Source organism: Pseudoxanthomonas sp. PXM01, assembly GCF_014851815.1.
GTDB lineage: Bacteria > Pseudomonadota > Gammaproteobacteria > Xanthomonadales > Xanthomonadaceae > Pseudoxanthomonas_A.
Genome location: NZ_JACVAJ010000002.1, coordinates 1,089,974 through 1,107,755, shown reverse-complemented (window position 1 = coordinate 1,107,755; position 17,782 = coordinate 1,089,974). Strand labels below are relative to the sequence as shown.

Sequence of the window (17,782 nt, the reverse complement as noted above, 5' to 3'; positions counted from 1 at the left end):
CGAGGTGGAATGGTCGCGGGCCGTTCCGTGCCCGTCGCGCCGCCGCTACCACCGTGTACGTCTGCATCTGCAATGGCATAACCGACCACCAGATCCGCGAGGCCGCCGCCGCCGGGTGCTCCACTGTGGCCGAATTGACCATGCGGACCGGTGCCGGCGCCAATTGCGGCAGCTGCCTCGACATGGCGATGGATGTGCTTCAGTCCGCCCAGCCTGCCGCCCGGGAGCCGCTGTTCCCCATCCTCGCGCTGTCGCACGCTGCCTGACAGGGTGCATGCCGCCCGTCGGCGGCGTTGCGTGCTCCCCCAATGAACACGATTCGCGTTCCGTCACTGTACGTGCGCACGGGCTAACCTCTGCCGTCCCCGCCCACGGAGCATGGCCATGAAAGGCGACGCCAAGGTCATCGAGTACCTCAACAAGGCGCTCTACAACGAGCTGACCGCGATCAACCAGTACTTCCTGCACGCCAAGATGCTCAAGAACTGGGGTTTCAAGGAACTGGCCGAGCACGAGTACAAGGAATCCATCGACGAAATGAAGCATGCCGACAAGCTGTCGGAGCGCATCCTGTTCCTCGATGGTCTGCCGAACTTCCAGGCTCTGGGCAAGCTGCGCATCGGCGAGACGCCACGCGAAATCCTTGAATGCGACCTGACGTTGGAACAGGAAGCGCTGCCGGTGCTCCGCGATGCGATCGCGTACTGCGAATCGGTGGCCGACTACGTCAGCCGGCAATTGTTCGCCACCATCCTCGATTCCGAGGAAGAACATATCGACTGGCTGGAAACGCAGCTGTCGGTGATCGACCGGATCGGCGAACCGAATTACCTGTTGACCAAGCTCGAGGACTGAGCTGCCGCAGTCTGCTGCGGCGGGAGCAGCGGCCGACCCAGCTGCTGTGCGGCGTAGCCCTGCAGGGCCATGCGCGCACGCGCGTACTCCGCAATGACCAGGGCGACGGCCACGGCCGGGCGCTCCAGCTTGCGCGCGCGGGCGCCCAGTTCCACGCGCTTGGCGGCGGCGGACAACGCCATGGCGCCGACATTCGCACTGGAAGACTTGAGTGTGTGAGCCGCGTCGCGCATGGCGTCCAGATCGGGAACGGCGGCAGCCTTTTCCAGCGTGCCGATCAGGCGTGGCGCGTCTTCGAGGAAGATGGTGATGATGCGCGTGGTCTCGTCGCCTGCGATCTCGCGCAGTTCCTCCAGCATCGTCTGATCGAGCACCGGGAAGCTCGGCGCGGGCGCACGGGCTGTGGCCACGGCAGGCGGGGGTGGTGCGGGTTCCGCCGGAGGGACGAGTGCGGCGTTGCGTAGCACGAAGTTCATGCGGTCGGGCAGCCAGCGGTGCAGACAGCTTTCCAGCTGTTCGCGCGACACTGGCTTGGCCAGGTAGTCGTCCATGCCGGCATCCAGGCAACGTTGGCGGTCTCCCGCCATGGCGTTGGCGGTCATCGCCACGATCGGCAAGCGGCCCCCGTCGGCGCGCTGCACTTCCAGTTCGCGCCAGCGCCGTGTGGCGGCGTAACCATCCAGCACGGGCATCTGGCAGTCCATCAGGATCAGGTCGAAATGCTCAAGCTGCATGCGCTTCAGCGCGATGTCGCCGTTGGCGGCGGTCTCGCAGCAGAAGCCGAGCGCGGATAGCAGTTTCTGCGCCACCAACAGATTGACCGGGTTGTCCTCCACCAGCAGCAGGCGCGGCTCGGTACGCATCGCGCTGACCACGGCAGGCTCCGGCTCCGTGGCTGGCGTCTCCTCCGTCTGTGCGATGGGGGGCGCTGGCGCGTCGGGGCCCGCGTCGCTCGACGCGGGGGCTGCTTCGTCGCCGGCGAGGGTCAGGGCGACCGTGGATTCGGGAAAGATCTCTTCCATCGTGTCGACCGCGGCCGCTTCCTGCTCCGGCGCGGCGCCGGTCAGCGCGGCGCGCAGGTCCGCGTCGGGTGACTGTCGCGACAGCAGCGTACTGCGCGGATGCAGTTCCGCCGGTACCGTGTCGTCGCCATAGAGCCACACCAGGCGCAAGGGATCCGGCGCGGGGCGTCGCGTGATCGCCCGATGCAGCGCCAGCGCCGTACTGCGGATACCACTGATGTCGGCCAGTACGGCCAGATAGTCCTGCTGTCCCTGTTCGCCGATCAGGCGCAGGCGGTCCAGTGCTTCCTGTGTCGTCTCGACGGCGACCGGGTGCATGCCCCAGTTGGTGGCGAGCATCGTGAGGCGCTGGCGCAGGCGGGCGTCGGGGGAGACGACCAGCACCCGGCCGTGGTCGAGCGCGCCGTTGTCGCGCTGGCGTAGGTCGCCGATGACCTTCATCAGCGGCACTTCGAACCAGAACGTGGACCCGCGGCCCACCTCCGACACGACGTCGATGCGCCCGCCCATCAGGTCGACGATGCGCCGGCAGATGGCCAACCCCAGCCCGGTGCCGCCGTACAACCGCGTCGTGGATGCGTCGGCCTGGCTGAAGGAATGGAACAGTCGGTGGCGTGCATCCTCTTCGATGCCGATGCCGGTATCGCGGACTTCGAACCTCAACAGGTGCTGGGCAGCAGTTTCGCCCAGCCGGCGCACCACCAGCGTGATCGAACCGCGCTCGGTGAACTTGATCGCGTTGCCGACCAGATTCGTCAGCACCTGCCGCAGGCGGACCGGATCGCCGCGCACCGGCAGCCGGACCGCGGGATCGAGCTGCAGGCTCAGGCGCAGGCCCTTGTTCTCCGCCGGGCGATACATCAGCTGCAGCACGCTGTCGAGCAACTCGCGCAGATTGAAGCCGGTGATCTCGAGGTCGAGCTTGTTGGCCTCGAGCTTGGAGTAGTCGAGGATGTCGTCGACGATCCGCAGCAATTGATGGGATGACGCGGTCGCCGTCGTCAGCATCTCGCGCTGGTCGGGCGCCAGCGGCGCACGCGACAGCATTTCCAGCATCGGCACGATGCCGTTGAGCGGGGTGCGGATCTCATGGCTCATGGTGGCGAGGAACTCGCCCTTGGCCATCGCGGCGGATTCGGCGGCCTGCTTCGCGCGCACCAGTTCCTGCTCCAGGCGATCATGCCGTTGCAGGTCGCGCTGCAAACCGTCGCGTTCGGACTCGGCCATCGCCGCGCGGGCCTGCACGCCGGTATGGCGACGCGCTTCGCTGCGCGCGTGCCAGGCGGAGGCGAAAGCGGCCAGCAGGCTGGCGCCTCCGCCGGCGGTCGCCACCGGCAACCACGGCCCGGTCGTCCCCGCCCAGTGCAGACCCAGCGACACCACCGAGACGGCGGCGCAGGCCATCGTCACCCAGGGCATCACCGGCGTCCGTCCGGCGCTGGGCATCGTTACAGCACCGCGTTGTGGAAGTCGAAGCCGAGCTCGCTGCCGACGGCCTGCACCAGGTTGCCCTGGATGAAGTCGACGCCGCCCATCCACATGGCGGCCGCGGCCTGCGGATCTTCGATCTGCTGGCCGATCACCTGCAGTCCTTGGCGATGGGCGCTGTCGATGATGCCGCGCAACTGGTCGCGCAACACCGGATCGGCGTGCGCGGTGGCGTACTTGCTGGACACACGCACGAAGCCCAGCGGCAGCTGCGTCAGCAGGGCGTCGGCTTCCGTGCCGGGCTCGAACTGGCTCAGGCAGAACTGCACCCCGGCCGGCATCAGCTGCTGGCAGAACTGCCGCAGCGTGACCGTGTGGATCAGCGCGTCGGCAAGACGCAGGTCGATGACCAGCGATGTACCTTCGATGCCACGCGCGCGCAGCGCATCCAGCAGCCATTGCGCATGCGATTCGCGCGCCAGCGACCGGGGAGATTGCGAAACGAACAGCCGCAGCGATGGGCCCGCAGCCTGCCGCTCGGCGAGCACGTACAGAGCGTGCTCCAGCACCCAGTGGTCGATCTGCGCGATGCCGCCGGCCAGTTCCGCGGCCGGAATGACCTGCGAGGCCGGCAGCAACGAGCCGTCGGGCTGGCGCATCCGCAGCAACACCTGGTACTGCGCCTGGTCGCTGCCGGCCACCGCGACGATCGGCTGGTAGGCCAGCTCGAACTGGCCATCCTCCAGCGAGATGCGCGGCGCATCGTCGTCGACTTCCGCCGGAACGTACTCGGCCAGGCTGTCGGCCTTCAGGCGGGCCTGCAGCACGGCGCGTTCGATGGCCTCCAGCGCGCTGCCGGCGTCGGCGAAGCCGAGCGACAGGGCGGTGTAGCCGACCGAGCCGCGCAGCTTGAGGACTTCGTTGGGACGGGTCTGGAAGTCATGGCTGGCCAGTCCGTCCCGCAACTGCTGCGCGAGCGCGGCGAGTGTCGTCTCGTCGACGCTGTCGGCCAGCATCAGGAAGCTGTTGTCGTTCAGGCGCGCCACCGGATGCGGCGAGGCCGCGGCGGCGAGCTGCCGGCCTGCCTGGTTCATGAGGTGCTCGAACACCGCGTAGCCGTAGCGCTCCCGCAGGCTCAGTGCGCTGTTGACCTCGACGAAGAACACGCCGCCACGCGACTGCCGCTGCAGCGACTCGGCCAACTGCTGGAGCACGAAGGTGCGCGTCGGCAGTCCGGTGTCGGTGTTGACCGATGGGCGCGGCGCCTGCAGGGCCTGGTTGCGCTGGCGCGCGCGCTGGATGCGGTTGGAGACCGCGGCGATCAGGTGACGCGGGCGGATCGGCTTGTTGAGGAAGTCGTCGGCGCCGCTCTCCAGCACCTCGAACTGCCGCTCCGGGTCGGGATCGCCGGTCAGGAACACGATCGGCAGGTGCAGGTACTCCGGCTGCTGCCGCAGCAGCATGGTCAGCGACATGCCGTCCTTGCCCGGCATGTGCAGGTCCATCAGCACCAGGTCGGGACGGAAGCGGCGCATCGTGTCGAGCAGGCCATCGGACTGCATCTGCACTTCCGCCTGCATGCCGGCGCCGTGCAGCACGCTCTGGGCGAACAGGGCCTGGCCGCGGTCGTCCTCGACGATCAGGACGCGGTAGGGAGACTCCGGATCGACCGGTTCCGGCGGCGCGACCGTCGTGGCGGTGGCGGGCGGCTCGGTCATCGGGGCGATCGGGGGCGATGGCGTGGGGGTCTGTGGGGTCATGTCGACGGGCTCTCCGGCTCCGGGGGCATCCGCCGCGTCCTCGGGGGCAGCATCGTCCACCCAGCGGCGCCAATGGTTGGCCGGTGGTGTTTCGGCGCGCAGGCGCGAGCGTGAGGGCTCATCCTGCGGGCGGGATGTGGGATCGATGGCGGACATCAGGCTTCCCCAAGCTGAGCCCCATTATGCGATGAAGTTCACGGCCGAGGCGGGACTCATGATCCCCGATGCGTCGGCCCCTGTCACGGGCCGGAGGTAGGGGGTGGCGCATCCGCGAACGGTGCGGCCTGCAGCAACCGCTTCAGGCCACGCGACACCTTGCGCCACACCCACCACACCGCGACCGCGATCAGCACCGATGCGCCAATCACCAGGAACAACGCAATCCAGGGGTGCGCAAAGGCCAATGCCAGGCCGCCCACCACCACGGCATCCTCGGTGACCGAGGCGGCCCAGTTGCTCACAGGCTCGGGCGACGTGTTCATCAGGGCGCGGGACCCGCTCTTCAGCACATGGCTGGTCAGTGCGACACCCGCGCCGGCGGCCAACACGCCGCCACTCAATTGTCCGTCGGGCGAGAGGGTGGCCGCTGCCAGGAAGGCGCCGGCCGGCACGCGTGCCAGTGTCTGGAGCAGGTCCCAACCGGAGTCCACGCCCGGAATCTTGTCGGCGAAGAACTCGGTCAGCGCCAGCGCACCGGAGGTGCCCAGTACCCACCAGGATTCGGTGGCCTGCAAGGCCGGCGGCAGGTCGAGCCAGCCCAGCGCGCCCGCCAGGCCCACGCCGAAGACCGTGAGGTAGACGCGGATCCCGGCCATCCATGCCAACAGGATCCCAATTACGAAAAGATGCGCTTCGGACATCCCGGCCACTCCCGTTAGACTCAAGGGCTCGCGCCACTGCGGCGAGTATAGGGGTCCCGTCTGGCTGCCGGCTGAGCGCCGCCTGCCGCTTGTCCGTCATGTCTGCGCCTGCTCCTTCCCGCTTCCGCATCGTGCCGCGTGACGCGGCCGTACGTCGCCGCGGCACCTCGCTGCTGTTCGCGCTGGTCTTGACCGTTGGTGTGGGCGCGACATGGTGGGCGGCCAGTCATACGGCTGCCCCCCGGCTGGCGAAGGCCGATGCGGCGCGTGCGAACGCCGAGCGTGAAGTCAGGGCGTTGCGGTCCGAACTGAGCGGCCTGCGCCAGCGTGAATCCACGCTCTCGCGGTCGGACCAGATCAGTCGCGCCGCCAATGCCGAAGTCCAGGAGGCCCTGGCCGAGCGCGACGAGGAAATTGCGGCATTGCGGGCCGATATCGCGTTCTTCGAGCGGCTGGTGGGATCAACCAGCCAGCGCAAGGGACTGACGGTCCATGTCGCCGAATTCGTGCCCGAAGCCGGTGGCACCTGGCGCTACCAGATCATGCTGACGCAGACGGTGAACCGGGGCGCCATCAGCCAGGGCCAGATGCGCTTCACCGTCGAAGGTGTGCGCGCGGGCAAGCTGGCCGCGGTGCAATGGGATGAACTGCACCAGCAGCGCAGCGCGCCGGCGCAGGCGTACTCCTTCCGATATTTCCAGCAGCTGGACGGCAACGTGATGCTGCCGCCCGACTTCACCCCGCAGCGCGTCAAGGTGTCGCTGCACGGCGAGGACGCCGCGGTGGAGCAGGCCCTCGACTGGAAGACCGCAACTGCCGCAGGAGGCAAGTGAGATGTTCAAGACCAAGCCCATCCGCCCCGACGTGGGTGCCATCGACACCCTGATCGGCCCGCAGGTGACCATCCGTGGCGATGTCGTCTTCAGCGGCGGCCTGTACGTGGAAGGCCATATCCAGGGCAAGGTGATCGCCGAAGCCGGTGAGCGCGCCGTGCTGACGGTGGCCGAGCAGGGCAGCATCGAAGGCGAGGTGCAGGCGCCGGTGGTGGTGATCAACGGACGCATGGTCGGCGATGTGCACGCCATCGAGCGCATCGAACTGGCGACGAAGGCGCGTGTGCAGGGCAACGTGCATTACAAGGTCGTCGAGATGAGTGCGGGCGCGCAGCTGACCGGTCGCCTGGTGCATGCGGACGCCGTTCCGGCCGGTAACGGCGCGCATGACGGCGCAGCCCTGCCGGACGCCTGGGCGACCGCCGACGCCTGACCGGGCCATTCAGAGCCCGCTGGGAACGGCCGCGCTATCCTGCGGCCATGAACGCCAGGCCCCTCCCGCCGACCGTGCCGCCCCCCCGCTTCAGGAAGGGGCCGGTCACTGCCATCGTCGCCTCGGTCGCGGTGCTCGCCATTGGCGGTTGGCTGCTGTGGCGTTCCCTGGCGGGCAATGCGGGCGACGGTCCGACCCCTGCGCAACTGCGCGATCAGCAACAACGTATCGAAGCGTTGGAACAGCAGGTCGCCACGCTGTCGCGCTCCGACCAGATCAGTCGCGACGCCAACCGCGACCTGCAAGCGACCCTCTCCGAGCGCGACGAGGAAATTGCCGGCCTGCGTGCCGATGTCGCCTTTTACGAGCGCTTCGTCGGTGCTACCGCGCAGCGCCGCGGCCTGTCCGTGCATGAGCTGACCCTGCAGCCGCAGGACGAGCAGGCGTGGCATTTCACGGCCACGCTCACCCAGAACCTCAACCGGGGCGCGGTGAATGCCGGCCGCCTGCTGGTGTCGGTGGAAGGCACCGAGGCCGGCAAGCTGCGCCGCCTGGGGTGGGCCGACCTGCGGCAGCAGCCGAATGCGCCCGGGGTGCCTTATTCGTTCAAGTATTTCCAGCAGGTCGAAGGCGATCTGCTGTTGCCGCCGGGCTTCAAGCCGGTCCGGGTGATCGCCCGCGTCGTGCCGCAGAGTGGTGCCGCCGTGGAACAGTCCTTCCCGTGGACGCAGGCGGCCGCGAAGGAAGGCGCGGGTGCCGGTGCCGGCACGCCTTGACCTTGAACTACCCTCCACCAGCCCTCATCCTTCCCGCATGACCACCGTCGTTTCCCTGCCCACTGCGGCGGCCGCGCCCGACTACCAGTCGATCGACCGCCCGTTGAACTTCACGCCGGCCGCGGCGGCGAAGGTGCGCGAGCTGATCCAGGAAGAAGGCAGCGACGCGCTGGCCCTGCGCGTCTATATCCAGGGCGGTGGCTGTTCGGGATTCCAGTACGGCTTCGAGTTCGACGAGAACCGTGCCGACGACGACGTCGCGGTCGACACCGATGGCGTGTCGCTGCTGGTCGATCCCCTGAGCCTGCAGTACCTGATGGGGGCGGAAGTCGACTACAGCGAAAGCCTGCAAGGCGCGCAGTTCGTCATCCGCAATCCCAACGCCAAGACCACCTGCGGCTGCGGCAGCAGTTTCAGCATGTGAATCCCGGCCTGCCGCGTTCCGTGACAGGTCACGTTCCTCTTACTGGTCCTCTTTCCGGCTTCGCCTTCGCGGGCGATACGCTGGATCGCGCCGATGCGCTGCGCGACGACGCGGAGGCGCTGGCGCGCCTGTGGCCGTCCGCGCGCGTCATGGTCCTCGACGAAGAGGGGCGTGCGCTCGCGCAGGCGGATGGCGCGTTGTCGACGTTCGAAGGCGCCGCACTCGGTGGTGGTCCGGGTGCCAGTCTTTTCCTGGGGCTTCGCGACGGCATGGCCTGGTTCGCTGCGCATGCCCGCCATCATGCCGTGCAGGCGCCCGCGTGGCTCGATCTGCGGCGTGCCGCGGCGGCGTGGCCCTCGTTCGAGTCGGGCGTGTTCGCGATGGCGCGCGCACTGTTGCACTGGCAGTCGTCCACCCGCTTCTGCAGTGCCTGCGGGGGCGACATCACGTTCCGCCGTGCGGGCTACACCGCGCATTGCACGCAGTGCGGCAAGGACCACTATCCGCGAGTGGATCCCGCCGTGATCGTCGCCGTCAGCGATGGCGAGCGCCTGTTGCTGGGACGCCAGGCATCGTGGCCGCCACGGCGTTACTCGGTCGTCGCCGGGTTCGTCGAGCCTGGCGAGACCCTGGAGCAGACCGTCGTACGCGAAGTGCTGGAAGAGACGCAGGTCCGCGTGCGCGGCTGCCGCTATCTGGGCGCGCAGCCGTGGCCGTTCCCGGGCGCGCTGATGCTGGGCTTCTGCGCGGATGCCGAGCCGGATGTTCCGCAGGTCGATGGCGAACTGGAGGACGCCCGCTGGTTCACCTTCGCCGAGATCGACGAGGCGCTCGCGCGGGAGGGCGACGATGACGGCGAACGCCTGCTGCTTTCGCCCTCGATCTCGATCGCGCGCGCATTGATCGAGCACTGGCATGCCGGCATGCGCGCGCGCGGCACGGCCGGGTCGGCGGAGACCGGGCTTTAACGCGCGTCCGCGCTAGAATCCGGTACCCGGAGGAGCCGCATGTCGATCACGCTCGTTGCCGTCGTGCTTGCGCTGGTGCTCGGCCATGTCGCGCCTTCGCTGGTTGCGTCGTTCCGCCAGTACGGCTGGTACGACGCCTGGATGCACTGGTTGGGCGAATCGGCGCGCGATGGCGGTTTCTGGAAGGAGCGCTACGGCATCGCATTGGCGCTGGTGCCGGTACTGCTGGTCGTGGCGCTGCTGCAATGGTCGCTCGACGGTCCGGTGTACGGCCTGGTGGGCCTGCTGTTCGACATCGCGGTACTGGTCTATGCCTGGGGGCCACGCGACCTCGATGTGGATGTCGAAGCCGTCATCGATGCGCACGATGCGACGACACGTCGTGCCGCCATCGTGCGGCTCGGACTCACCGGTGAAACCGCGGCGCTGGACGGTCCTGCCCTGGTCGAGGCGGTTTTCACCCATGCCTTGCGGCGATGGTTCGGTGTGCTGTTCTGGTTCCTGCTGCTGGGGCCTGTCGGCGCGATCCTCTATCGGCTGGTTGCACACAGCGCCTCGGCGACGGATCTGCCGGAGCGCAACCGCGCGGGCGCATGCGCGTTGAGAACCGCCCTGGAATGGCCGGTTGCGCAACTGATGACGCTGGCGATGGCGCTGGTCGGCAACTTCGACACGGTGTTCTCCACCTGGCGCAATGCGGGCGGCGCGCGTTTCCAGCTGGATACGGGATTCCTGGCCCAGGCGGCGCGCGCCAGCGTGCGTTTCGAACTGGCGGAGGAGGCCGAGGAATACGCCGAAGAAGGCATGGTGCAGGCGATGCGGGAGCTGCCCGAGCTTCGCGATGCGATGAGCCTGGTCTGGCGCATCCTGCTGCTGTGGCTCGCCGTGCTGGCGCTGTTCGTGATCGGGGGATGGGTCAGTTGATCCGGCACCGGCGAAAGGCCGGCGCCGTCGTAGCGCCAGGGATCAGGGCGGCGCCAGCAGCGTGAAGGGGAACCACGGCAGGTTCCGCGCGATCCAGTAGGCCGGCAGCAGGACCAGCCAGAACTTCGGCGCCAGCAGTACGCGCATGAGGGGTTCCAGCACGCGCGGCTGCCAGCCCTGGCTGTGGGCGATCAACATCGGGATCACGGGCAGCAACAGCACGCCCAGGGGATTCATCGCGAACGCACGCGGCAGGTCGCCATGGACGAGTGCGTGCAGTGCGCGGGTCAGGCCGCATCCCACACAGAAATAGCCGGTCAGGGCGCGGAACATGCAGCCGGGAAACGGGCTGTTCGCCGCATTCGGATCGAATTCGAGGAGCAGCCAGACGCCAGCGGCGGCCACCAGGGCCGCCGCCGTCAGTGCAACGTAGTGCAGTGGGCGTAACGCGATCACTGCGCCTGCTGGATCTGCTCCATCATCGTCATGTACTGCTCCATGCCGCCAGAGGCGAGGACATAGATGTTGAGCAGCAGACCGATGATGGCGAACGCAGTGGCCACCCAGCACCAGGTCTTGGCGTTGGCGGAGGAGCGCCGCGCGCCCTCCAGGTCGCCCTGGTTGAGCTTGGTGTTCACCTGCGCCGAGAACACGATCGCGACGATGCCGATCAGGCCGATCGGGCAGCACAGGCAGGTCGCCAGCACCGTGGACACGATGGCCCAGGCGAGATGGTTGGGGACGCTGCCGGGTGCGGCGGATGACGGAGGCATGGGAGGTACGGCGCTCATGCAGGCTTTCCTTGTACAGGGATGGAGGGGCGTGCGAGTCGGCGTGCATGCCGCTCAGGCCGCCCAATAGTGCCAGACCTGTGCGAAAAATGAACCACGGCGAGAACGTTCGCCGCATGCCCGCGCGCGCCTACTCGGCTGCGCTTGCCGCGCACGGTCATGTCACGCGGCATCGCCTCGCAGTGACCGAACACGGGCTTCCAGCTGATCCGCATCCACGGTGGCACCGTCCATCGGCTCGCCTGCCACGACCTCGATGTGGGCGCGGAAGCGTCGTGGTACCCGCATGCGGCCGAGGCGCGTGTCGCGGCGGCTCCACATGCTGGCCCACATGCCTTTCAATGCCATCGGCACGACCGGAACGGGGCGTCGTTCCAGGATCTTCTCGACGCCAGACTTGAAGGCCGCGATCTCGCCGTCCTTCGTCAACGCGCCTTCCGGGAAGATGCCGACGATCTCGCCCGCCGCCAGCGCCGCATCGATCTCTTCGAACGCGCGCCGCATCAGCTCCGGATCCTCTTTGGCGCCGGCGATGGGGATCGCCTTGGCGGTGCGGAAGATCCAGCTCATCACCGGAATCTGGAAGATCCTGTAGTACATGACGAAGCGCACGGGCCGCGGAATCGTTGCCGACAGGATCAGCGCGTCCATGTAGCTGGCGTGGTTGCAGACGATCAGCGCCGGACCTTCGTCGGGCACGTGTTTCTCCACGCCGTGCAGGCGCAGCCGGTACAGCGCGCGTACCAGCAGCCAGCTGAGGAAGCGCATCAGGAACTCGGGCACGATCGTGAAGATCCAGATCGCCACCACGGCATTGGCGATGGCCAGCGCGAGGAAGATCTGCGGCCCGCTCCATCCGAGCGCATGCAGCGCCAGGCCGACCAGCGCGGCCAGCACGATGAAGCCGGAGTTCTGGATGTTGAGCGCGGCGAACACGCGCGCCATCTGCGAGTTGAGGGTGCGGCTCTGGATGAGCGCGAACAGTGGCACCACGAAGATGCCGGCGAACATGCCGATACCGACCAGGTCGATCATGATGCGCACGCTGCCGGCCTGGCGGACGAACTCGCCCACGCCCAGTCCGGTGGCCGGCGCGATGCCGGGCCTGGCGAAGTACAGGTCCAGCAGGAACGCCGTCATGCCGAACGCGCCGACGGGCACAAGACCGATCTCAACGGTCCGCCCGGAGAGCTTTTCGCACAGCAGGGATCCGATGCCCGTGCCGATGGAGAACAGCGCCAGCGCGAAGACGTACAGCGTCGACGAGCCCTCCGCCGCGCCAAGGTGCAGCTTGGCGTAGGCGGGCAGTTGCGAGGTCAGCAGCGTGCCGAAGAACCAGAACCACGACACCCCGAGGATCGCGTTGCGCACGGCCAGCTGCTGCTTGGCCATGCGCAGCACGGCGATCGATTCCGGGATCGGGTTCCAGCGGATCACCAGGTCCGGTGCGCCGGCATCCATGCGCGGGATCAGCCGCGACATGACGTTGCCCAGCACTGCGAGCAGTACGATGGCGACGGCCGCCGCCTGCGGCCCGTGCGCGCCGGCCACCTGGAAGATCATGCCGCCGGCGATCATGCCGCACAGGATCGAAATCGACGTGCCCATCTCGACCAGGCCGTTGCCGCCGGTCAGCTCCTCCGGCTTGAGGATCGACGGCAGTACCGAATACTTCACCGGCCCGAACAGCGTGGACTGCACACCGGTACAGAACAGTGCCGCCAGCAGGAGCGGCATGTTCTGCAGCAGGAAGCCGACCGCGGCCAGCGACATGATCACGATCTCCATCGTCGTCGTGATCACGATCAGCCGGTGCTTCTCCAGCTTCTCGGCGAACTGGCCAGCGATGGCGGAAAACAGGAAGTAGGGCAGGATGAAGATCGCCGGCGCCAGCGTGGCGTACAGCGAAAGCTGGTCGTCGCTGGCGCCGAGGAAGAACAGCAGCGCGATGATCGCCTGCCGGTAGACGTTGTCGTTGAAGGCGCCCAGCGCCTGGACGGTGAAGTACGGCAGGAACCGCCGTTGTGTCAGCAGCGAAAACTGGCTGTGGCTGGACATGCGCCCTCCGTGGGTTGCGCGCAGCCTAGCAAATCGCGATGGCGCTGCCAGCGGGTGCGCCCGACAGTGTTCCGCCTGCGGCATTGATGGGTGGCCGGCGCAGGGGGATAGTGGCGCTCCCCACGTCGTACGGTTCCTGCTCCTTCATGAGTCGCCTGTTCTCGCCCCTCGCGCTGGGGCCGTTGTCGTTGTCCAACCGCATCGTCATCGCACCGATGTGCCAGTACTCCGCCGAGGAGGGTCGTGCGACCGACTGGCACGCGTTCCATTGGCCCAATCTCGCGCAATCCGGCGCCGGACTGGCGATCATCGAAGCGACTGCGGTGACGCCGCACGGCCGCATCAGCTGGGCGGACCTCGGCCTGTGGGACGACACCACCGAAGCCGCGTTCGCCAGAGCGCTGGCGGCGACGCGCCGTTACTCCTCCATGCCGATCGGCGTGCAGCTGGCGCACGCAGGACGCAAGGCCTCCACGCACCGCCCCTGGGACGACCACGGCGCGCAGGTCGAACCGGACGCGCCGCGCGGCTGGCAGACCGTATCCGCATCCGCGCTGCCCTACAGCGAAGGCCAGCATGCGCCGCTGGCGCTGGACCAGGCAGGCATTGATTCGGTCGTCGCAGCGTTCGCCGACAGTGCCCGCCGCGCCGTGCGACTCGGGCTGGACCTGATCGAGATCCATGCCGCGCATGGCTATCTGCTGCACCAGTTTCTGTCGCCGCTCAGCAACCGGCGTGACGATGCGTACGGCGGGTCGCTGGAGAACCGCATGCGGCTGGTGCTGCAGGTGTTCGATGCGGTCAAGGCCGTGACGCCGGACTCGATGGCGGTGGGTATCCGCATCTCGGCGACCGATTGGGTCGAGGGCGGCTGGGATCTGGCGCAGAGCATTGCGCTGGCGAAGGCGCTCGATGCGCGCGGCTGCCATTTCATCGACGTGTCGAGCGGCGGTCTGCACCCCGCACAGAAGATCGCGCTGGGTCCGGGCTACCAGGTGCCGTTTGCGGAGGCGATCAAGCGCGAGGTGGCGATGCCGGTGATCGCTGTGGGCCTGATCACCGAGGCCCGGCAGGCCGAAGACATCCTGCTCCAGGAGCAGGCCGATGCCATCGCCATCGCGCGCGGCATTCTCTACGACCCGCGCTGGCCCTGGCATGCCGCGGCGGCACTGGGTGCGCAGATCGGAATCGCGCCGCAGTACCTGCGCAGCGCGCCGCGCGAACACGCGGCGAGCTTCAGGCCGGCGTCGTAGTCGATCAGGCGTCCGCGCGCTCGCGCGCGATCGCGCGCCAACCGATGTCGGTGCGGTGGAACTCGCTCGCCCAGCGCACCTTGTCCACGCCGGCATAGGCGTGCCGTTGCGCATCGGAGACCGATTCGCCCAGCGCGGCCACGCACAGTACGCGCCCGCCCGCGCTGACCACGCGGCCCTCCGCGTCCAGCGTGGTGCCGGCATGGAACACCTTCGCCGTCGCAGGTACCTCGTCCAGGCCGGCAATGGCGTCGCCGGTGACCGGCGTTTCCGGATACGGCTTCGCCGCCATCACCACGCCGAGGGATGGGCGTGGATCCCACTGCGCCTCGGTGCTGGCGAGCCGGCCGTCGATGGCCGCCTCGACCAGGTCCACCAGGTCGGATTGGAGACGCAGCATCACCGGCTGCGTTTCCGGGTCGCCGAAACGCACGTTGAACTCGATGACCTTCGGTGCGCCGTCGGCATCGATCATCAGGCCGGCGTAGAGGAAGCCGGTGAACGGCACGCCATCGGCGATCATGCCCTGCACGGTCGGATCGACGACCTCGCGCATGACGCGCGCATGCACGTCGGGCGTCACCACCGGTGCGGGCGAATAGGCGCCCATCCCGCCGGTGTTGGGGCCGGTATCGCCGTCGCCGACGCGCTTGTGGTCCTGGCTTGTCGCCATCGGCAGTGCGGTGGTGCCGTCGACCATCGAGATGAAGCTGGCTTCCTCGCCCTCGAGGAATTCCTCGATCACCACGCGCGCGCCGGCATCGCCGAACGCGTTGCCCGACAGCATGTCGCGCACGGCATCTTCCGCTTCCTGCAGGGTCATCGCCACGATCACCCCCTTGCCGGCCGCCAGGCCATCGGCCTTGACCACGACCGGCGCGCCCTTCTCGCGGATGTACGCAAGCGCGGCATCCACCTCGGTGTGGACGGCGTAGAACGCAGTGGGAATGCCATGTCGCGCGAGGAAGTCCTTCGCGAACGCCTTGCTGCCTTCCAACTGCGCAGCGGCGGCGGTGGGCCCGAAGATGCGCTGGCCGGCCAGGCGGAAGCGATCCACCACGCCGGCCACCAGCGGCACCTCGGGGCCGACCACGGTCAGGCCGACGCCTTCGGACTGCACCAGCGCCAGCAGGCCCTCGATGTCGGTGACCTTGATGGCGACGTTGCGGCACTTCGCCTCCGTCGCAGTGCCGGCATTGCCCGGCGCCACGATCACCTCATCGACGCGCGGCGACTGCGCCAGCTTCCATGCGAGGGCGTGCTCGCGACCGCCGGAACCGATGACCAGGACTTTCAAGGGGCTTTCCTCATGGCTGGACCGGCGGCTCGGCCGGAGGAGTCGAACACTTGCGTGCGGGGAGTTCGATTTCGAAGAACAGGACGTCGTTGCGGTCGACGAAGCGGCGCACCAGGATCGCATCGCTGTCGACCAGCTGCGCGATCTCCGGCAACGCGCACAGGTCGTACAGCGCGCGCTGTTCGCTCTGCTTCAGCGCATCGAAGCCCGTGGCCTCGCGCGTCCTGGCGGCGTCGCCGGCCGGGCTGCGGATGCTCAGTACCAGGCGGTTGCCGTCGACATCCACGGCTTCCGTCACCAGGTCTTCGAAATACGGGGCCGGCAACGTGGCCGCGATCTCGGTCCTGGCATGCTGCAACCGTGCCTGGGTATCGACACAGCCACCCAGCATCATCAGGGCGATCGCCACGGCCAGCGTGAGCGAGAGCGTGCGGAGGATCTTCATGACGGCCCATGCTCCGTGGAGTGTGATGAAACAGGATGGCCGCAGGCCATCAGTGGCGGAAGTGCCGTACTCCGGTGAACACCATCGCGATGCCGTGTTCGTCCGCGGCCGCGATGACTTCGTTGTCGCGCATCGAGCCGCCCGGCTGGATCACCGCCTTGATGCCGGCGGCCGCGGCGGCGTCGATGCCGTCGCGGAACGGGAAGAACGCGTCGCTGGCCATCACCGATCCCTCGACCACCAGATTGGCATCGGCGGCCTTGATGCCGGCGATGCGCGCCGAGTACACGCGGCTCATCTGGCCGGCCCCGACGCCAATCGTGCGGTGATCCTTCGCGTAGACGATGGCGTTGGATTTCACGAACTTCGCGACCTTCCATGCGAACAGCAGATCGGTGAACTGCGCCTCGGTCGGTGCGAGCTTCGTGACCACCTTCAACTCGTCGCGGGTGACCACGCGGTCGTCGGCGGTCTGCATCAGCAGACCCGAGCCGATGCGCTTGGTATCGATGAATCCGCGCGATGCGGGTGCCAGCGGAATGCGCAGCACGCGAACGTTGGCCTTCTTCGTCGCGTAATCCAGCGCGCCCGGATCGTAGTCCGGTGCGATCAGCACTTCGACGAACTGGCGATCGAGAATGACCTTCGCCGTGGCCGCGTCCAGCGTGCGGTTGAACGCGATGATGCCGCCGAACGCACTGGTCGTATCGGTGGCGTACGCCAGCTCGTAGGCATCGCCGCAGGCCACGCCGACGGCCACGCCGCAGGGATTGGCGTGCTTGACGATCACGCAGGCCGGCGCGTCGAACTGGCGCACGCATTCCCACGCCGCGTCGCTGTCGGCGATGTTGTTGTAGCTGAGTTCCTTGCCCTGAAGCTGCTCGAACGTCGCCAGCGAACCCGGGGCGGGGTACAGGTCACGGTAGAACGCAGCCTGCTGGTGCGGGTTCTCGCCGTAGCGCAGGTCCATGACCTTGACGAAGCTGCCGTTCGCCTGCGCGGCGAACGCGCTGCGCATCGGCACGTCGGAGGATGTGTCGGTGACGGCGGACAGGTAGTTGCTGATCGCGGCGTCGTATTGCGCCACGCGGTTGAACGCGGCGACCGACAGCGCGAAGCGCGTCTTCGCCGACAGTGCGCCGTCGTTCGATGCCAGCTCGGCCACCAGTCCGGCGTACTGCGATGGATCGGTCGCGACCGCGACGCGGGCGAAGTTCTTCGCCGCCGAGCGCAGCATCGCAGGGCCGCCGATATCGATGTTCTCCACGGCGTCGGCCAGCGTGCAGTCGGCTTTCGCCGTCACGGCCTCGAACGGATACAGGTTGAGTACCAGCAGGTCGATCGCGCCGATGCCGTGCTCGGCCATCACCGCGTCGTCGGTGCCGGCGCGGCCCAGCAGGCCGCCGTGCACCGTCGGGTGCAGCGTCTTGACGCGTCCGTCCATCATTTCCGGAAAGCCGGTGACGTCGGCGACGTCGCGCACGGCCAGGCCCGCGTCACGCAATGTCTTCGCGGTGCCGCCGGTGGACAGCAGCTCGACATCGCGGGCGGCGAGTGCACGGGCAAGCTCGAGCAGGCCGGTCTTGTCTGAAACGGACAGCAGCGCCCGGCGCACGGGCTGGAAATCGACGGTCATGGGGGATGCGTGGCGAAGC

Annotated in this window: 17 protein-coding genes and 1 pseudogene; 9 read left to right on the top strand and 9 right to left on the bottom strand. The window is 68.0% G+C overall.

What is annotated here, in order from left to right:
* Positions 1-53: 53 nt before the first annotated feature.
* Both IB230_RS14665 and bfr read left to right on the top strand, forming a co-directional pair.
* Positions 54-266 (top strand): (2Fe-2S)-binding protein, encoded by a 213-nt coding sequence (locus tag IB230_RS14665; protein WP_192273520.1) that lies wholly within the window; start codon positions 54-56, stop codon positions 264-266.
* Between the two features lie 118 nt (positions 267-384).
* Positions 385-855, top strand: a complete 471-nt coding sequence (gene bfr, locus IB230_RS14660) for a bacterioferritin (protein ID WP_192273518.1) — start codon at positions 385-387, stop codon at positions 853-855.
* Here bfr and IB230_RS14655 read toward each other — a convergent pair.
* The 3 genes from IB230_RS14655 to IB230_RS14645 all read right to left on the bottom strand — a co-directional run bounded on the left by IB230_RS14655 (position 828) and on the right by IB230_RS14645 (position 5,925).
* On the bottom strand, positions 828-3,281 hold the full coding sequence (locus IB230_RS14655) for a hybrid sensor histidine kinase/response regulator (RefSeq protein ID WP_225589614.1): 2,454 nt from the start codon (positions 3,279-3,281) through the stop codon (positions 828-830). The two genes, bfr and IB230_RS14655, sit on opposite strands and share 28 nt — an antisense overlap.
* Before the next feature lie 44 nt (positions 3,282-3,325).
* Positions 3,326-5,221, bottom strand: a complete 1,896-nt coding sequence (locus IB230_RS14650; RefSeq protein ID WP_192273516.1) for an EAL domain-containing protein — start codon at positions 5,219-5,221, stop codon at positions 3,326-3,328.
* An 83-nt stretch (positions 5,222-5,304) separates the two neighbouring features.
* The gene (locus tag IB230_RS14645; RefSeq protein WP_192273514.1) at positions 5,305-5,925 is read right to left on the bottom strand and encodes a DUF4126 domain-containing protein; all 621 of its coding nucleotides are present in this window, start codon (positions 5,923-5,925) and stop codon (positions 5,305-5,307) included.
* 98 nt (positions 5,926-6,023) lie between these two features.
* Here IB230_RS14645 and IB230_RS14640 point away from each other — a divergent pair, with 98 nt between their 5' ends.
* The 6 genes and pseudogenes from IB230_RS14640 (at position 6,024) to IB230_RS14615 (ending at position 10,283) form a co-directional block, all read left to right on the top strand.
* Positions 6,024-6,758 carry a DUF6776 family protein gene (locus IB230_RS14640; protein WP_192273512.1) on the top strand — a complete coding sequence of 245 codons (735 nt, stop codon included), beginning with the start codon at positions 6,024-6,026 and terminating at the stop codon, positions 6,756-6,758.
* Between the two features lies 1 nt (position 6,759).
* Positions 6,760-7,116 (top strand): annotated as a pseudogene (locus IB230_RS14635) (polymer-forming cytoskeletal protein); the annotation flags it as partial.
* 122 nt (positions 7,117-7,238) lie between these two features.
* A complete protein-coding gene (locus IB230_RS14630; RefSeq protein ID WP_192273508.1) occupies positions 7,239-7,967 on the top strand; it encodes a DUF6776 family protein in 729 nt (242 codons plus the stop codon).
* Between the two features lie 37 nt (positions 7,968-8,004).
* Entirely contained in the window at positions 8,005-8,391 is a 387-nt protein-coding gene (gene erpA, locus IB230_RS14625; RefSeq protein ID WP_055939707.1) for an iron-sulfur cluster insertion protein ErpA, read from the top strand.
* Between the two features lie 20 nt (positions 8,392-8,411).
* Positions 8,412-9,359, top strand: a complete 948-nt coding sequence (gene nudC, locus IB230_RS14620; RefSeq protein ID WP_192273506.1) for an NAD(+) diphosphatase — start codon at positions 8,412-8,414, stop codon at positions 9,357-9,359.
* Positions 9,360-9,398: 39 nt separating this feature from the next.
* Complete coding sequence (locus tag IB230_RS14615; RefSeq protein ID WP_192273504.1) at positions 9,399-10,283, top strand: hypothetical protein; 885 nt, start codon at positions 9,399-9,401, stop codon at positions 10,281-10,283.
* A gap of 42 nt (positions 10,284-10,325) precedes the next feature.
* Here the strand turns inward: IB230_RS14615 and IB230_RS14610 are convergent, their stop codons facing one another.
* From IB230_RS14610 to IB230_RS14600, 3 genes are all read right to left on the bottom strand, one after another.
* Positions 10,326-10,736: a DUF2752 domain-containing protein gene (locus IB230_RS14610; protein ID WP_192273945.1), complete on the bottom strand. Its 411-nt coding sequence runs from the start codon at positions 10,734-10,736 to the stop codon at positions 10,326-10,328.
* On the bottom strand, positions 10,736-11,074 hold the full coding sequence (locus tag IB230_RS14605; RefSeq protein ID WP_192273502.1) for a CD225/dispanin family protein: 339 nt from the start codon (positions 11,072-11,074) through the stop codon (positions 10,736-10,738). Before IB230_RS14605 ends, IB230_RS14610 begins: the two co-directional genes overlap by 1 nt.
* Before the next feature lie 162 nt (positions 11,075-11,236).
* A complete protein-coding gene (locus IB230_RS14600) occupies positions 11,237-13,132 on the bottom strand; it encodes an MFS transporter (protein ID WP_192273500.1) in 1,896 nt (631 codons plus the stop codon).
* A 146-nt stretch (positions 13,133-13,278) separates the two neighbouring features.
* Here IB230_RS14600 and IB230_RS14595 point away from each other — a divergent pair, with 146 nt between their 5' ends.
* Positions 13,279-14,385, top strand: coding sequence for an NADH:flavin oxidoreductase/NADH oxidase (locus IB230_RS14595; protein WP_192273498.1), 1,107 nt, complete (start codon positions 13,279-13,281; stop codon positions 14,383-14,385).
* Positions 14,386-14,389: 4 nt separating this feature from the next.
* Here the strand turns inward: IB230_RS14595 and purD are convergent, their stop codons facing one another.
* From purD to purH, 3 genes are read right to left on the bottom strand one after another with little or no spacing between them, the layout of a single operon-like run.
* A complete protein-coding gene (gene purD / locus IB230_RS14590) occupies positions 14,390-15,682 on the bottom strand; it encodes a phosphoribosylamine--glycine ligase (protein WP_192273496.1) in 1,293 nt (430 codons plus the stop codon).
* Positions 15,683-15,692: 10 nt separating this feature from the next.
* Entirely contained in the window at positions 15,693-16,127 is a 435-nt protein-coding gene (locus IB230_RS14585; protein ID WP_192273494.1) for a hypothetical protein, read from the bottom strand.
* Positions 16,128-16,176: 49 nt separating this feature from the next.
* On the bottom strand, positions 16,177-17,763 hold the full coding sequence (gene purH, locus IB230_RS14580) for a bifunctional phosphoribosylaminoimidazolecarboxamide formyltransferase/IMP cyclohydrolase (protein ID WP_192273492.1): 1,587 nt from the start codon (positions 17,761-17,763) through the stop codon (positions 16,177-16,179).
* Positions 17,764-17,782 lie beyond the last annotated feature (19 nt).

What these genes read in the sequence shown, in the direction of transcription:
- IB230_RS14605 (WP_192273502.1), bottom strand. Translation starts at nt 11,074, where the DNA reads ATGAGCGCCGTACCTCCCATGCCTCCGTCATCCGCCGCACCCGGCAGC.
- IB230_RS14630 (WP_192273508.1), top strand. Translation starts at nt 7,239, where the DNA reads ATGAACGCCAGGCCCCTCCCGCCGACCGTGCCGCCCCCCCGCTTCAGG.
- IB230_RS14655 (WP_225589614.1), bottom strand. Translation starts at nt 3,281, where the DNA reads ATGGCCTGCGCCGCCGTCTCGGTGGTGTCGCTGGGTCTGCACTGGGCG.
- IB230_RS14595 (WP_192273498.1), top strand. Translation starts at nt 13,279, where the DNA reads ATGAGTCGCCTGTTCTCGCCCCTCGCGCTGGGGCCGTTGTCGTTGTCC.
- bfr (WP_192273518.1), top strand. Translation starts at nt 385, where the DNA reads ATGAAAGGCGACGCCAAGGTCATCGAGTACCTCAACAAGGCGCTCTAC.
- erpA (WP_055939707.1), top strand. Translation starts at nt 8,005, where the DNA reads ATGACCACCGTCGTTTCCCTGCCCACTGCGGCGGCCGCGCCCGACTAC.
- IB230_RS14645 (WP_192273514.1), bottom strand. Translation starts at nt 5,925, where the DNA reads ATGTCCGAAGCGCATCTTTTCGTAATTGGGATCCTGTTGGCATGGATG.
- IB230_RS14585 (WP_192273494.1), bottom strand. Translation starts at nt 16,127, where the DNA reads ATGAAGATCCTCCGCACGCTCTCGCTCACGCTGGCCGTGGCGATCGCC.
- purH (WP_192273492.1), bottom strand. Translation starts at nt 17,763, where the DNA reads ATGACCGTCGATTTCCAGCCCGTGCGCCGGGCGCTGCTGTCCGTTTCA.
- IB230_RS14615 (WP_192273504.1), top strand. Translation starts at nt 9,399, where the DNA reads ATGTCGATCACGCTCGTTGCCGTCGTGCTTGCGCTGGTGCTCGGCCAT.
- IB230_RS14640 (WP_192273512.1), top strand. Translation starts at nt 6,024, where the DNA reads ATGTCTGCGCCTGCTCCTTCCCGCTTCCGCATCGTGCCGCGTGACGCG.
- IB230_RS14650 (WP_192273516.1), bottom strand. Translation starts at nt 5,221, where the DNA reads ATGTCCGCCATCGATCCCACATCCCGCCCGCAGGATGAGCCCTCACGC.
- IB230_RS14600 (WP_192273500.1), bottom strand. Translation starts at nt 13,132, where the DNA reads ATGTCCAGCCACAGCCAGTTTTCGCTGCTGACACAACGGCGGTTCCTG.